The 16046-nt window shown below is 44.1% G+C and carries 11 protein-coding genes and 1 tRNA gene; 10 read left to right on the top strand and 2 right to left on the bottom strand.

Annotated features, from left to right (window positions below; genetic code table 11):
- The first annotated feature begins 1 nt into the window (after position 1).
- Both dnaK and dnaJ read left to right on the top strand, forming a co-directional pair.
- A complete protein-coding gene (gene dnaK, locus Q7S57_00790) occupies positions 2 to 1918 on the top strand; it encodes a molecular chaperone DnaK (GenBank protein MDO8511784.1) in 1917 nt (638 codons plus the stop codon).
- Positions 1919 to 2148: 230 nt separating this feature from the next.
- On the top strand, positions 2149 to 3267 hold the full coding sequence (gene dnaJ, locus Q7S57_00785) for a molecular chaperone DnaJ (GenBank protein ID MDO8511783.1): 1119 nt from the start codon (positions 2149 to 2151) through the stop codon (positions 3265 to 3267).
- A gap of 202 nt (positions 3268 to 3469) precedes the next feature.
- Here the strand turns inward: dnaJ and Q7S57_00780 are convergent, their stop codons facing one another.
- Positions 3470 to 4117: a hypothetical protein gene (locus Q7S57_00780; GenBank protein MDO8511782.1), complete on the bottom strand. Its 648-nt coding sequence runs from the start codon at positions 4115 to 4117 to the stop codon at positions 3470 to 3472.
- 285 nt (positions 4118 to 4402) lie between these two features.
- Between Q7S57_00780 and Q7S57_00775 the strand changes: the two genes are divergently transcribed.
- The 8 genes from Q7S57_00775 (at position 4403) to Q7S57_00740 (ending at position 15281) form a co-directional block, all read left to right on the top strand.
- Positions 4403 to 5806 carry a hypothetical protein gene (locus Q7S57_00775; protein ID MDO8511781.1) on the top strand — a complete coding sequence of 468 codons (1404 nt, stop codon included), beginning with the start codon at positions 4403 to 4405 and terminating at the stop codon, positions 5804 to 5806.
- A gap of 222 nt (positions 5807 to 6028) precedes the next feature.
- A tRNA-Lys gene (locus Q7S57_00770) sits at positions 6029 to 6104 on the top strand.
- A 497-nt stretch (positions 6105 to 6601) separates the two neighbouring features.
- Positions 6602 to 7729, top strand: coding sequence for a hypothetical protein (locus Q7S57_00765; GenBank protein MDO8511780.1), 1128 nt, complete (start codon positions 6602 to 6604; stop codon positions 7727 to 7729).
- 122 nt (positions 7730 to 7851) lie between these two features.
- Positions 7852 to 8886, top strand: coding sequence for an AI-2E family transporter (locus Q7S57_00760; GenBank protein ID MDO8511779.1), 1035 nt, complete (start codon positions 7852 to 7854; stop codon positions 8884 to 8886).
- A gap of 771 nt (positions 8887 to 9657) precedes the next feature.
- Positions 9658 to 11454: an aspartate--tRNA ligase gene (gene aspS / locus Q7S57_00755; GenBank protein ID MDO8511778.1), complete on the top strand. Its 1797-nt coding sequence runs from the start codon at positions 9658 to 9660 to the stop codon at positions 11452 to 11454.
- Positions 11444 to 12667 carry a S41 family peptidase gene (locus tag Q7S57_00750; protein ID MDO8511777.1) on the top strand — a complete coding sequence of 408 codons (1224 nt, stop codon included), beginning with the start codon at positions 11444 to 11446 and terminating at the stop codon, positions 12665 to 12667. Before aspS ends, Q7S57_00750 begins: the two co-directional genes overlap by 11 nt.
- 254 nt (positions 12668 to 12921) lie before the next feature.
- Positions 12922 to 13404 (top strand): 50S ribosomal protein L9, encoded by a 483-nt coding sequence (gene rplI, locus Q7S57_00745; GenBank protein MDO8511776.1) that lies wholly within the window; start codon positions 12922 to 12924, stop codon positions 13402 to 13404.
- A gap of 197 nt (positions 13405 to 13601) precedes the next feature.
- On the top strand, positions 13602 to 15281 hold the full coding sequence (locus tag Q7S57_00740; protein MDO8511775.1) for a CTP synthase: 1680 nt from the start codon (positions 13602 to 13604) through the stop codon (positions 15279 to 15281).
- A 183-nt stretch (positions 15282 to 15464) separates the two neighbouring features.
- Here the strand turns inward: Q7S57_00740 and rpmA are convergent, their stop codons facing one another.
- Positions 15465 to 15743, bottom strand: a complete 279-nt coding sequence (rpmA, locus tag Q7S57_00735) for a 50S ribosomal protein L27 (protein MDO8511774.1) — start codon at positions 15741 to 15743, stop codon at positions 15465 to 15467.
- Between the last annotated feature and the right edge of the window lie 303 nt (positions 15744 to 16046).

Genomic DNA, 16046 nt, shown 5'->3' with positions numbered 1-16046 from the left:
TATGTCAAAGATATTAGGAATCGATTTAGGAACAACTAACTCATGTATGTCGGTAATCGAAGGTGGAAAACCCCGCGTGTTGGAAAATCACGAAGGCGCGCGAACCACGCCATCAGTGGTGGCAATGTCGCGCAACAATGAACGTCTGGTTGGTGTTACCGCCAAACGCCAAGCCGTTACCAACGCCGAAAATACGCTTTATTCCATCAAGCGCTTGATGGGGCGCAAGTATTCTGACCCAGAAGTGCAAAAAGACAAAGAACTTTTGCCTTATGAAGTAAAAGAAGGCGCGGACGGTTACGCCGAAGTAAAAATGGGCGATAAGTGGTACAAACCGTTGGAAATTTCGGCGATGGTTTTGCAAAAACTAAAGGTTGACGCCGAGGAACGTTTGGGCGAAAAAATTACGGACGCCGTCATTACTGTTCCGGCGTATTTCGACGACTCACAACGCAAGGCGACAAAAGATGCGGGAACCGTGGCCGGTTTCAATGTTCGCCGGATTATCAACGAACCAACGGCGGCCGCGCTTGCTTACGGGCTTGATAAAAAGAAAGAAGAAAAGATTGTTGTCTACGACTTAGGTGGTGGAACATTCGACGTTTCTGTTTTAGAAGTTTCATCTGACACAATTGAAGTTAAAGCAACCCATGGGGACACGCATTTGGGTGGTGATGATTTTGACCAAAAGATTATTGATTGGATTGCCGATGAGTTTTTGAAACAATACGGCATTGACCTGACAAAGGACCAGGTTGCTCTGCAACGTCTTAAGGAAGCCGCCGAGAAGGCCAAAATTGAGCTCTCAACGACGATGGAAACAGAAATCAATCAGCCATTTATAACGACGGATTCTTCCGGTCCAAAGCATTTATTATTGAAACTCTCCCGTGCCAAGATGGAAGAATTAGTGGGTGCATTTGTGGAAAAAACGATTTCAATTACCGAATTGGCAATGAAGGAAGCCAAGCTTACTCCGGCCGATATCAACGAAGTGGTCTTAGTTGGCGGTATGACACGCATGCCACGCGTGGTGGAATTGGTTGAAAAATTCTTCGGCAAAAAGGCGCACAAGGACGTTAATCCTGACGAAGTGGTGGCGATCGGTGCCGCTATTCAGGGTGGAATTTTACAGGGTGACGTTAAAGACGTTTTATTGCTCGACGTAACTCCGTTAACCTTGGGCATTGAAACAATGGGTGGAATTCGTACACCATTGATTACTAAGAATACTACCGTTCCAACAAAGAAAAATCAGGTTTTCTCAACAGCGGCAGACAGCCAACCACAAGTGGAAATTCACGTTTTGCAGGGTGAACGCGAAATGGCTGTGGACAACAAATCGCTTGGGCGTTTTATTTTGGACGGGATTCCACCGGCTCCGCGCGGTATTCCGCAAATCGAAGTTACATTCGATATTGATGCCAATGGTATTCTAACCGTATCGGCCAAAGATAAGGCTACGAATCGTGAGCAGAAAATTACGATTCAAGGTTCGTCCGGTGTTTCCAAATCGGAAGTGGAACGGATGCAAAAAGAGGCCGAAGCACATGCTTCAGAAGATAAAGCCCGCAAGGATAAGGTTGAGGAAAAAAATAAGGCCGAAACAATGATTTATTCGACGGAAAAGTTCCTCAAAGATACCGGTGAAAAATTAACGGAAGATGTTAAAAAAGAAATCACGGAAAAACTTGAAGCCGTTAAAAAGTCAGCGCAGGTGGAAATGGACAAGGTTGATTTTGTCGCTTTAAAGAAAGCCTGTGATGAGTTGGATCAAACCGTGCAAAAAGCCGGCGCGGCGATGTATCAAAAACAGCAAGAAGCCCCAAAACCGGAAGATGCTACTAAAACACAAGAAGGTTCCGCGGAAAAACCAGGCGAAGGTAAAACCGTAGAAGGAGAAGCGGAAAAGAAATAAAACAGTTGTTGGGCAAATGTTTTGCGATTCAACCTCTGTCGTCAAGACGGAGGTTGGTCGGAAAACACGTTTGTATGTAGTATATGGTATTTGGTATATGGATTTATTCAGAACCGCTAAATGTTAAACATGTGACGAATACAGATAATATATCCAAATCAACTTTCTATCTCCTTCGGGAATTCTAAACCCATATACTATATACTAAATACCATATACAAAATTTCACCATGTCCAAGGATTACTACAAAATTTTAGGTGTTAATAAAAACTCATCGGAAGATGAGATTAAACGCGCCTACCGGAAAAAGGCGCACGAACACCACCCCGACAAGGGTGGCGATCAAGAGAAGTTTAAGGAACTCAATGAGGCTTACCAGGTTTTGGGCAACGCGGAGAAAAAACAACAATACGACCAATACGGCCAAACTTTTGAGGATGCGGGTCGAAATGGTGACGGCGGAGCGAGCGGATTTGGCGGTAATCCATTTGGCGGTCAAGGATTTGACGTAAACTTCGAAGATTTGGGTGGTTTTGGCGATATTTTCTCGCAATTTTTTGGTGGCGGAGGCGGGCGCAATCGATCTAGCGCGCGCGAACGCAATCGCGGTTCGGATTTGCAAATTGATATGTTAATCAGTTTTAAAGAGATGGTTTTTGGCGTGAAGAGGGAAGTCTCGCTTAATCGCAATCGCACATGCCAGCACTGTAAAGGAAATCTCGCGGAACCCGGCACAAAAATAGTTACTTGTAGCACTTGCAAGGGTTCCGGTGTTGTGCGCCAACAAGTACGCACAATTCTCGGCACAATGGTGCAGGAAGCAGAATGTTCAGATTGTCATGGGGAAGGAAAGAAGGCGGAAGCGAAATGCAGGGAATGTCACGGCGAAGGACGCACCCGCCAATTGGAAACGTTGGTAATTAAAATTCCCGCCGGAATAGAAAATGGCACAAGGATTAGAATTACCGGTGAAGGTGATGCGCCTCGATTCGGTGGATCCGTTGGCGATTTATATATTGCCGTTTCGGTCAAAGAAGATCGGCAATTTGCGCGCCAGGGTTTCAATATTCACACCGAAACGCATATTCCATTTGCCATCGCCGTACTTGGTGGAGAAATTAATGTCGAAACGGTTGATGGAGAGTTTGGTCTTGTGATTCCAAAAGGCACGCAACCGGGGGCTGAATTTAGAATGCCTGAAAAAGGAATTAAACACGGAGCCGTGGATCGTCGTGGTGATCAGATATTGAAAGTTGTTGTGGATGTACCGAAAAAAATCTCAAAGAGACAAGAAGAGTTGCTTAGAGAGTTCGAGGAAGTAGGGAAGAAGAAGGGATTCTTTGGATAAATAATTGGCGTGTCATTCCTGCTACAAGCAGGAATCAGTAATAATGTTGAATATAAATCCCAAATCCCAATGACCAAATCCCAACAAAATCATAATTTCAAAAACCCCAAAAGCGTGCCGTTTTGGTTATTTTGATTTTTAGGGTTTTGTTGGACATTGGGATTTGATGTTTGGGATTTACAAAATTCGCTCACGAATTTTGTCATAGTGGATCATTCATCTGTATCGCCTCAAACGCATCATCTCCAACAATCACTCCGTCAATAATCACGCGTTGATTTAACGGTTCAACATTATTCACATCTTTGTTACCGCCCGATTGGGTAACTTTGAACGAATCGGTATACGAAACCTCCAGTGTTTTACCGACATATTTAGTCGGTTGATAAGTGCTCGCGGATACTTCAATTGTCAAAACATGCGAGTCCTTGCGCATGGCGATTAATTTTCCGCGAATTCTAAATTTGCGGGGAACAATCGTCACCTTGCTGGCAGAAAACGAGTTATCTGATTTAACCGCGCCGTACACTGTTACCAATGTTCCAACACTAATTTTTTCTTGTTGCAGTTTAAGAATTACGCCGGCTACATTTGGTTTATAAAATTTCGCTTGATTAACCCGCACCGTTACCGGTTCGCTTCCGGCTAAACTTACAGCCTGTTTGGAAATTTGTTTGAAAGAAACGCGGATATATTTTTCGTTCAAATTATTTTCACTCACGATTCCTTGGCCGGAAAAGTTGTAGCGATTGGACGCATTGGCCGTGATGTAAGCCAAACAAAACACCGTGACAATAATCGCAGAGATGGCGGTAGTAAATAAGGCGACGTGTTTTGTTTTTTGTTTCATTTTGATTTGTATTAATCCGTAGGGGCGGACGTCCTCGTCCCCGCCCACGGGAGCACGGGGACGTGCTCCCCTACGAACGACGTTGTTAACATGCTCATAATACCTCCAAACCGGCACCATTGACAAAATCTGATTTCGGGAGTATACTTTTCTCTTATTTCACCTGCTTTTATGAGCTTGTTTTGAGGTAAAAACACGCTCATGAGAGAGACGGGTGCCGTCTCAAAGTCTGGTTCGCTGTTTTCCCAACGTCCCCTCGGGGACCAAATAAGAAGGAAGAGAAAGATGAGTAATGAAACTCTGGTCAGCGCGGTTCCCGTCACTGAAATCATTGTTCATGACATGGAACTCATGGCTCATTTGGACGAAGCGTCGTCCGTCTGCATCCTGAGGATGTTTGGTGATGAAAAATTCACGGGCATCTTTAACGCCAAGGTAGTCTTGTATGACAAAAACCTGCATGATGGTGACTGGTTCGACCAGCTTCATCAGCACGGTCGCCTGCGCGTTGGGTGTGGTGGCAAAGGGGATCCGCTTGATGAACACCAGCGCGACGGAAGCAGTGACAATGAGTGTGCGACCTCGCTCGTGATGAAGTTCTTGGAAATGCGAGAACAAAACGAGCGTCTCGACTTGTTCGTCGAGAAGGTCCTGAACAGTGACGCCAACGCGTCGCCGCACGTGTGGCACGCGGAACAGGTCATCAAGAAAATCGGCTCGATCAACGACTTCGATGAAGTGATCAGCTGGTTGTCGCTGTACTTGTACGCGTTGTTGAAAACGGACTACCGTGGCTGCGACGGACCGGCGAAGAATTTCGATCGGATCGCCGCGGGCTGTTTGGCCGAACGTGAAGGAGGTTCGATTCGGCGGGCCCAGGAAGGGCGGTCGATGTTCGTGGCGACGCTTTATGGGGCCGGGCTGGGACAACACCAGCTCTACTCCGAGATTCAGCGCCTCATGAAGCAGTGCACGGAGGAAAACGGCCGACCCGGCCACCCGATGCACGTGGCGGCTATGGTTGAGACCATGCATCGCTCGGGAAAGGTCTCGGCAGAGGCTCTGAAGGGCTTCGTTCGCACCTGGCTCGAAGCCGAAATTGCCGAGCAGCAACAATTTCTGGACGCCAAGGAGTTCATCGCTCAAGGAGGGGCGCAGATCATCAAGGTCTGCAACCACAAGAGCGGAAAACCTTTGGTGTTGTGCGTCGGCGAGACGGACAACAAGGCGTTCGGAAAGGCCGCTCGATTGCCCAAGATCTACGGCGGGCCGGTGGAAGCCTCGATGGTCTTCCAAATCAGATCGGGCGTCGGCGGCCATTTCTTCATCGCTCCGAACTACCAAGTTTTTAATTCGGAAGACATGGTCGACCTCATTAAGTCGATTCGTGTCGCCGAAGAAGAATTGGCGGCCGAAGAGGGAGAGCGGGAGACGGCGTTCTTTGATGACGCCTTGCTGACGGCCGACGGGTTCGTGACCAACGATCGGTGGTACTTCCAAGCGGCAAGCGGAATCACCATGAATGGATCGTTGACCAACAGCCAGGTCGAAAAGGCCCGGCTCGACGCGACTCGCATCCGCGAGTTGTGTGAGACGTTTCTGTCCGAGGTCACGGTGCCAGAGGTGAGCAAGGCAGCGCAACGTCGCCAGCACGCTCAAGATCGTGGACAAAAGAGTCGGCGCTCCTAGTCACCACGGTGACAGAAGCGCTCGACGAAACCGCGTTCCATGTGAATGCGGTTTTTTTCTTGCAAAATTATCACAAATAGCCTTTAATAATAGCTATCAAGTACGCGCCTATAGCTTCCACCTTCGCTCTGAAATCGTTCAGAGCTTCGGTGGACAAGTAATTGGTCTATAAACCAGATGCTTGCCCACCGTAGCTTTGATAGGGAATCAAAGCGAAGGCGGGCGCCTATAGCTCAATTGGTAGAGCAGTGGCCTTTTAAGCCAACGGTTCCAAGTTCGATTCTTGGTGGGCGCACCAAATTAAAAACGACCCCTTGCGGGTTGTTTTTAATTGGTTCGCCCAAGTAACACAACTGCTTGTGTTACGACAAGAATCGAACGGCAATCGATGTTTCGCTTGAAGCGAAACCGATTGCCGGTGGCCAGAAATGTGAAATTTCAATTACACATTTCGAGGCCGATTCTTGGTGGGCGTCCCACTTCACTCTGATGAGTTTCGCGGGACAGGCACTCGAAAGTAGTGTTTAAATGACAAGTTTAAATGACAGTATTGACAAGTATTGATAGAGGACTATAATACAAACAGAACAAATCCTTATCTATTGCTTCGGCAGTGATAAGCAACGAGAGCCCTTAACGGGGCTCTTGTTATTTTTATTTAATAAGATTAATGTTTTTTTATGGAGTCAAACAAACAAGAAACTAGGGTCGCGATATTTATCGACAATAGATTAGTGACCTCACAAGACGAGCAAGAATATCATATTTTGTTAAAATGAATTTTTAGAATCGTATATGAAAATACTCACTTCTCGCACAATTTCTATATTAACTATCATCGTTTTTGGCATTCTTGCCGGGGCTATTTTTTTGAGGGTGGGGAAGGTAACTGTTGCAAAAAGCATCCTTTTTGTCGCAACAAAAACAGAGAATACGCTGGAAATCCAGCTGATTGATGTCATAACAAAACGAGTCACGGCAAGTAAATCCGTACCGGTTTCTGATTATCTTTCCAGCAGTCAATTTTCTTACCCGGTGCAATACAATCCAGAAACAAATGAAATTTTCTATTTAACAAAAGGCCAATCTGAATATGATGGCGCGCCAATGAACAAGGATGGCACCAGTTTTTCGCGTTTCTACAAAATCGGTTGGAACCAAACCGCCCCAACGCTTATTTTTGAAACGTCTGAACATTCCAACAGTTGGGCAGTAAACAAATTCGACCACTCAATCATGATGAGTACGATAAATGGTCAAAACCAGAACATTAAAAAAAATGATACCAACGACGGCAGAATCATTTTCTCCAAAGACATCATAAAGGGAAGCGCAATGCTGAACGAACTTCTAATTCCGAACGATGCCGAGTACATTTACCAAGGCTTTACGGAAGATTCCGTGAATCCGAACGATCCGACCAAGTTGGTATACAACTCACTTTTTTTGAATAAAATTAATAACACCAATGGCGAAATTGAACGAATCTTTATCCACAAAAATGAGGCGGTCGAATTTAATACCAACTTATCGCAAAATGGCAGGTATTTGGCATTTTATGCGGGAAAACACAAGGATTGGCCTGCCAACTTAACTCCTTTTATCTTTGATCTTGCAACAAAGAAGGTGACACCTGTACAAATCAACGATTCGATCAGCAATCTTCAACTAAACTGGTCCGGTGATAATCGACTATTTTTGATGCTGGATCATTCCTTGGCATATTTTGACAATCACACAAATCAAGTGACGAAAGTTTTTGAGGCACCCGCGCTGTTGATTTCTCCCACACTGCCGGCCGTGTCGGAAAACTTTTTTAGCTACGACGTGAAAGGATTACAAATATTTGATATTGCCGGAAAAGCAATTTTGGACGTTAAAACAGATCCGGGCGTGTTAGTGGTAGGAATGGGTTGGTATTAACAGATCACACGCAAAGTTGGTTATTTGGTAAAGTTGTAACTATTCCTCCCTTTCCTAAAGCTTGCATCATTGATTACATCAAACAGATAGTATAAAATAAAGTTGTAATCAATTAAACACCAATGCCACAAAAAAAATCTGAGACAATCTTCTTGGTGAGCCTAATTTTGGGGACTATTATCCTAAGTTTTTATGTCTTCAAACCATTCATTTCAGCAATAATTTTGGCAATGGTTTTTGTTACGATTTTTGCCCCTGTTCACCGTGTAATTCTTAAAATTTCCCGCAACAAACAGGGTCTAGCAGCCTTTATTTCTACAATTATTGTCTTGGTTATAGCTGTTATGCCTCTCATTTTTGTGGGAATAAATATTTTTTATGAAGCAACGGGGATGTACTCTTCGATTACGGATGAAAGCAACACAACCAATATTTCGCAATATGCTGAAAAAACGATCAACCAGGTAAGAGATATAACCTCATTGCCTCTTAATTTCTCCGTAGACCTAAACCAATATCTAAAGCAAGGATTAACCTGGCTACTACAGCACCTGGGTCCGGTGTTTTCAAACATTGCCAGCCTGCTTATTAGCTCGTTTATATTTCTCGTGGCACTATATTACACCTTTAAGGACGGCCAAAAATTTAAGGCTTACTTAATTACCCTAAGTCCTCTGCACGATACGCATGATGAAACCATCGCAAAAAAACTTATCGTCGCTGTAAATTCCGTAATTCGTGGCACTTTGGTTGTTGCTGTTATCCAGGGTATATTAACCTCGGTTGGTTTTGCCATCTTTGGAGTGCCAAATCCAACCCTTTGGGGGAGTACCGCGGCAATTGCGGCGTTGATCCCGGGAGTAGGTACGGCTTTGGTTTTGACTCCCGCTATTATTTACCTTTTCTTGAGCGGTCAATTTTTGGCATCACTAGGTATGCTTATTTGGTCTGTTATGGCTGTCGGTTTAGTTGATAATTTTTTGGGTCCGAAGTTTATGGAAAAGGGTGTAAATATTCATCCGTTCATTATTCTCTTATCAATACTTGGTGGAATTGCTTTTTTTGGCCCACTTGGTTTTATATTGGGCCCGTTGATGGTTAGTTTACTTTTTGCACTTATGGAGATTTATCTTTCAATCAAGAAAGAGCACGAGTAATCTCGTAATACATCTGAAGTTTTGACAAAAAGGGGAGTTTTTTAATTGTGGATAAGGATCCATTTTCGGCATATTTTTGTTTGTGATTTTAATATATTTGGGTTAGCGAAGCACTAATTTTCAGCAAATTCGCACCTCATTGACAAAAATTCACCCCTGGGATACACTGATCGGTTACTTCACAAAAGGCCTTTTTAGAGGCGCTTGGTAGCGGCGGTGCTGTCCCTCCACAGTACCGCCACTATCAAACATGTCAGGAGGGTTTGACGAAGTGATGAAAAATCTATATCTATATATTGACTGTTCATTGTACCAGCTATAGTAAATATGCCGTTAGATTTGAGCAATCAGAGATTCGACGCCCTTATGGCCGACTGGGTGACTGAAAAAGAGTGTTCAAATCTGATGGTATAGCGTCACAACAGTGGGTGGAATTTCCACCTAGTTGTTGTTACGAGTGGTAACCCGGGCAAGTTGTTGCGTAATCCTTGCGCCTCATTTGTAAAATAAATGTTTTTATGAGGATCCGCGCGTTGAGAACGTGCGTGAGAGGATCGCACCTTGCTCGGGTGCCACTTTGTTCTATACTGTTCTTGCCGTGCGCAATCTCTGATGTTTTAAGATTGTGGTGCCCACCCCACCCTATCCAAAAAACATCGATACCAAGAGACCTGCGCACGGTTTTTTCTTTTTAAAGGAGATCTTCGCTACTGGAAGACTGAAGATAAATTTCCTTGTACTGACTTCGGTCTTACGCTATCCTTTTAAGCAATGACTACCAAAACTTCCATTCGCACCCACGATTGTGGGGCCCTAAGAAAAGAGCAGGTCGGTGAAACGGTAAATTTGGCCGGTTGGGTGAATACTCGCCGTGATCACGGCGGCGTTATTTTTATTGATTTGCGAGATCGTTACGGTATAACCCAACTTACTTTTCGCCAAGAATCGGGAAAGGAAATTTTTGAACTGGGCAACAAGCTAAGAAATGAATATGTAATTAAAATTTCCGGCGAAGTCACGGCGCGTCCGGCAAATATGATTAATAAGAACCTTTCAACGGGTGAAATTGAGATTGAAGTAAAATCGGCGGAAATTTTGAGCACTTGCGAAAACCTGCCATTTGAAATTGCGGGCGAAAGCAATGCCAACGAAGAAATTCGTCTGAAATATCGTTTCCTTGATTTGCGACATCGACGACTGCAAGATTTATTAAAGCGTCGTGACGAATTGATTACATACATTCGACAATATATGCACAAAAATGACTTTACGGAAGTACAAACGCCGATTTTAACTAATTCATCCCCCGAAGGCGCCCGTGACTTTTTAGTACCCAGCCGGCTTTATCCGGGAAAATTTTATGCGCTACCGCAAGCGCCACAACAATTCAAGCAATTATTAATGGTGGCCGGTTTTGACCGTTATTTCCAAATCGCGCCGTGTTTCCGTGATGAAGATCCTCGGGCCGATCGGCATCCCGGAGAATTCTATCAACTCGATATGGAAATGAGTTTTGTGGAACAAGAAGACGTTTTTCAAATGATTGAGCCATTAATGATTGAACTCACAAATGAGTTTAGTGAAAAAACTGTTCTCCAGGCACCGTTTCCGCGCATTACCTGGCACGACGCGATGAATACATATGGGATTGATAAACCCGATCTACGTTATGATCTAAAAATTTACGATGTTTCGGAAATGGTAAAAGATTGCGGATTTAAAGTGTTTTCTGATGTTATAAAAAATGACGGCGTGGTAAAAATGTTGCATGTAACGGGTGGCGCAAAATTCACACGCAGTGAAATAGATGGTTTAACCGAAAAAGCGAGGGCTTCCGGCGCAAACGGCTTGGCCTATATTTTAATTAAAGACGGAAAGCCGGCGTCACCGATCGATAAATACTTGGGTGAAGATCTTACAAAAAAATTGATTGAAAAAGCTGGTGCCGTTGACGGTGATGGCTTATTCTTTGGGGCGGGTGAGTGGCTAAAAACGTGCAGTTCACTTGGGCAGGTAAGAATCGCCACTGCCGACTTGCTCGGTCTGAAAGATCCCAAAAAGGCCGCTTGGTGCTGGGTGGTGGATTTCCCGATGTACGAATTCAACAAGGAAGAAAACAAAATTGATTTTTCACATAACCCATTTTCGATGCCCCAAGGTGGGATGAAAGCATTAAACGAACAAGATCCGTTGAAAATCTTGGCGTACCAGTATGATTTTGTCTTGAACGGTTTTGAAATAAGCTCCGGCGCAATCCGAAACCACGAACCGGAAATTATGTACAAAGCGTTTGAAATCGCCGGTTACACTAAGGAAGAAGTTGAAAAACGTTTTGGTGGAATGATTTCGGCCTTTAAGTTTGGTGCACCACCACACGGTGGGTGCGCGCCCGGTATTGATCGCCTAATGATGGTTCTCTGGGATATGACAAGTATTCGCGATATTTATGCGTTCCCCAAGAACGGTAAGGCCCAAGACGCGATGATGAGCGCACCTTCGGAAGTTTCTGAAAAACAACTTAAGGAATTACATATCGCCGTTACACTTCCCAAAGCCAATGACAATTAATTTCCAAAAACTACATCGTATTGGTTATATTTTATTAGTTGTAGTCGCTTTTTTTATTGGCACAAGTGTCGGCAAAAATAATCTCGCACCCACTGCCAACAATGCTTCATTTACACGGCCCAGCATTTTTTCTCGTGAATTACCCAGGGCGATTAGTACCGATTTAATCAATGAAGTATGGGAGATTGTTCACAAAAAATATGTCAGCCCGATCAAAGATGAAAATCTTTCGGATGGAATTTTAAAGGGTCTTGTTTCCGGATTAGACGATCCGTTTTCCGCCTACGCCAACAAGGAAGAAACAAAACAATTTGCCGAGGAACTTAGCGGTCAATTTTCCGGAATAGGCGTGGAAATTTCCATCAAAAACGATCTTGTGACAGTCGTGGCGCCGTTAAAAGATTCGCCGGCACAAAAAGCGGGCGTAAAGGCGGGCGACTACATCATCGCGATTGATGATAAAATAATTAAACAGGACGAATCGATCACGGAAATTGCCAATCGAATTCGCGGTCCCGTTGGTACGGAAGTAAAATTGAAAATTATTCGTGAAAAACAAGACGGAACGATTGAGATTACGATAAAGCGAGACAATATCGTGTTAAAAAGCGTCACGCTTGAGATAAAAGATGGCATCGGTATTATTAATTTGTCGGTTTTTCATGAAGATACGGCCGTAAAATTTAAGGAAATTGTAAAACAACTTTCGCAAGCGCGCGTAAAAGGAATTGTTTTGGATATGCGCAACGACCCGGGAGGAGTTTTGGATGGCGCCGTGGAAATCGCCGGCCACTTCCTAAAAACGGGAGACGTCGTGGTGAAGGAAATTCCTATTGATCCTAAAAAAACCGTCACCCATTATTCCATGGGTCCGGGGGAGCTGAACAAAATTCCAACCATTGTTTTATTGAATGGCGGGTCGGCGTCTGCGTCGGAAATTCTTGCGGGGGCCTTGCGGGATAATCGTGGAATTAAAATCATCGGTGAAAAATCTTTTGGAAAAGGTTCGGTTCAGGAAATGATCAGCCTTAGCGATGGCTCCAGTCTGCGCGTGACGATTGCCAAATGGTTTATGCCAAAAGGCGACGCCATTCATGAAAAAGGCATCACGCCCGACATTGAAGTTGATGACCAAGATTCAACGGACAAAATTGACGTGCAATTGGATAAGGCGGTTGGCGTTCTACAAACTGAGATAGAAAATTCTCGATAGATCAAATCCTCGAGTGTTAATTATCAATTTTCAATGACCAATTATCAATGAATGTTCAATTTTATAATTATCAAAAGACGACGCCGTAACTCAACTAATTGAGCCATTGCCTGCCAACCGAAGCTTTAGCGAAGGTTGGATAATTAATTGAAAATTGGTCATTGAAAATTGATAATTTGATGTGTTAAAATGCAAAAACAACCTCTCTTGACTCCTTATTGCATTGTGTATACCCATAGTGTTATATTTTTCCCATGACTGATATCAATGTAGTTTTGTTAGAAAACGTAAAAAATGTCGGATTGGCCGGCGATGTGGTTAATGTGAGCGAAGGATACGCACGTAATTATTTGTTTACTAATGGTTTAGCGGCACAAGCCACTGATGGACGTGTTAAGGAAGTTGAAAAGAAGGCTGCAAAGAAACAAGAGGAACAAAAGATGCTTTTAGAAGAAGTACAAAAACAAGTAGACTCTATTGATGGAAAAACAATCCCAATGAAGTTGAAAGTTGGTCCGGAAGGACAAGCGTTTGGTTCTATTTCCGCTAAGGATATTACGGTAGAAATTGAGAAGGCCATAGGAACCAAGTTGTCTAAAAGCGTTGTTCGTCTTAAGAGTCCAATTAAGCAAATCGGCGAAACGCCGGTGCATCTGGAATTTCCTCACGCACTCGAGGCGGACGTGATTGTTGTCGTCGAAGGTGAAGAAGATAAATCCGCGAAGATAAGGGCTTAGTAATTAATAAACGGTTCATCTTATGTCCAATCCATCTTCAAATACAACTGCTTCTCAATCAAAAATCTTTCAACGTACGTTAAGTACGTTTCAAGATTTTGTTCAATCAAAGTCAGTCGTCTTTGAAGCGTATTAAACATAATATTGAAGCGTTTATTAATTACCAAGCCCTAATAGAAATTAAACTTCTACATCCCATGCCCCAAAATATAAAAGAAACCAACCCGCAAGTCACCAATAAAGCTCGCGGTTCTTCGACTGATAATAAAAACCCAAAAATTATTGTCGTTACAGGCGGTGTACTTTCCGGCCTGGGAAAAGGAATCGCCTGCGCATCAATGGGAAATATCTTAAAACGACAGGGTTTTAAGGTTAATATCCAAAAATTCGATCCGTATTTGAATAGCGACGCGGGAACACTCAATCCGGGAGAGCATGGCGAGTGCTTTGTTACGGATGATGGTGGCGAAACGGATTTGGATCTGGGACACTATGAACGATTTTTGGATGAAAAATTGACACGAGATTCGTCGGTGATGGCCGGACGCATTTATGCGGCGGTTATCGACAATGAAAGGAAAGGCTTGTACTTAGGCAAAACCGTCCAGGTTATTCCGCAAGTAACAGACATGATCAAATCTCTACTTTGGAAAGCCGCTCAAAGTGCGGACTATGATATTCATATCGTCGAAATCGGCGGCACTGTTGGCGATTACGAGGGTGTCGTTTTTCATGAGGCAATGCGTCAGTTACATCTTGATGTGGGTCGCGACAACGTTTTATATGTCCATTTAGTGTTCTTGCCACACCTTGAAGCAAGCGGAGAAGTAAAATCCAAGCCCGCGCAAAACAGCGTCCGCGATTTGCGCAACATCGGCATTCAACCGGATGTTTTAATTGTTCGCAGTGATTATCCGATTCCGGAAAAGATTATTGGAAAGCTGGCACAGTTTACAAATGTTACGCCGGACGCCATCGTTCCTATGCCAACATTGGACTCTGTTTACGAAGCTCCACTCTTAATGCAGGAATATGGGTTGGACAAATTAATTCTCAAACATTTTAACATTGAACAAAAAGCGAAATTCAAGAACGGGCATTGGGAAAAATTAGTCAAAATAATCAAGCAAAAAAAACCGAAATTAAAGATTGCGATAGTAGGGAAGTATCTCGAGATGAAAGATACATATATGAGCATGACCGAAGCTTTGAAGGCCGCTTGCTGGAATAACGGGCGTGATTTAGAAATAGTTTGGGTGGACGCGGAAGAAATTGAAAAGAAAAAACTTTCTGTAAAAACTTTAAAAAAAGTGGCAGGAATGGTTGTTCCGGGCGGTTTTGGAAAACGTGGCACGGAAGGAAAAATCCAAGCAATTCAATATGCCCGTGAAAACAATATTCCGTATTTAGGTCTTTGTCTTGGCATGCAACTGGCAACAATTGAGTTTGCCCGCAATGTTGCAGGTATTGCCGACGCCGCCAGTGAAGAATTCAATCCAAAATCCGCCAACCAAGTAATTCACATCATGGAAAGCCAAAAGGGAATCGACCGTAAGGGTGGCACAATGCGTCTTGGTGCCTGGCCTTGTAGCCTCAAAAACGGGTCTAGGGCGCGTGAATTATACGGAAAGAAGGAAATCACCGAACGCCACCGCCACCGCTTCGAATTCAATAACGACTACCGCGAAACACTCGAGGCAAAAGGGCTAATAATTTCCGGCACAACACCTGATAATAACCTCGTGGAAATTGTTGAACTTAAAGACCATCCGTTCTTCGTGGCGGTACAATTCCACCCGGAATTTAACAGTCGCCCAAACGTACCGCACCCGCTTTTTGATGGGTTTATTAAAGCGGCCATCAAAGATAGAAGTTAATATATTATTTTCGAATAATCCACCCCCGCCCTTTAGCCCATCAGGGCAACACCGCCGAGGCGTGTGCAATTTTGAACAAAGGAGGGAAACGTCGCGATTCCTCCCTTTGTTCAAAGGGAGGCGGGGAGGGATTCCGTCGTGTATTTGCTAAAAAACAGCCCAATGGCTGTCCTTTAGTTGAGATTATTTGCTCAACACGTGTACTAGACTTCGAATGATAGTCTTGCCGTGGAATGACCGCAATTTCTTTTGTTGAAACTTCACAATTCCGGCTACGCGCGCATAAAGCGTATCGTCTTTGCCGATTTTTACATTGGTACCGGCGCGATAGCCTGATCCGCGTTGACGAACAATAATCGCCCCGGCTGTAACCTTGGAACCGCCATAAATTTTAACGCCAAGGCGTTGCCCTTGCGAATCGCGACCCAGCGCGGTTGAACCTCCAGCTTTTTTATGTGCCATATGGGTGAGAAATGATTACTTTAATTGACTTAAGCAGATTAAACGATAATAAGAATTTTGTCCAGCGCACGGAGTATCTTGTATTTGGTATGTAGTATATGGGTATCAGAAGTAGCCATTTCCAACAACGGAAAGGTTGATGGATATGGATACAAAGTATTCCCATAATAACAAAAAGTCCCTTGCGGGACCCCTTGCCGACCGGGGACGCCCCGATCCAAATTTATCATCTTCTAGTAGAAGCAGCGTCTTGAGAGGTGGTTATCTGGAGCTTAAGCCCCGGAATCTCCGAGGGAACACCCC

Source organism: bacterium, assembly GCA_030647555.1.
GTDB lineage: Bacteria > Patescibacteriota > Andersenbacteria > UBA10190 > CAIZMI01 > CAIZMI01.
The sequence above is the reverse complement of the archived record's forward strand: the minus strand, read 5'-3'. Positions and strand labels throughout refer to the sequence as shown.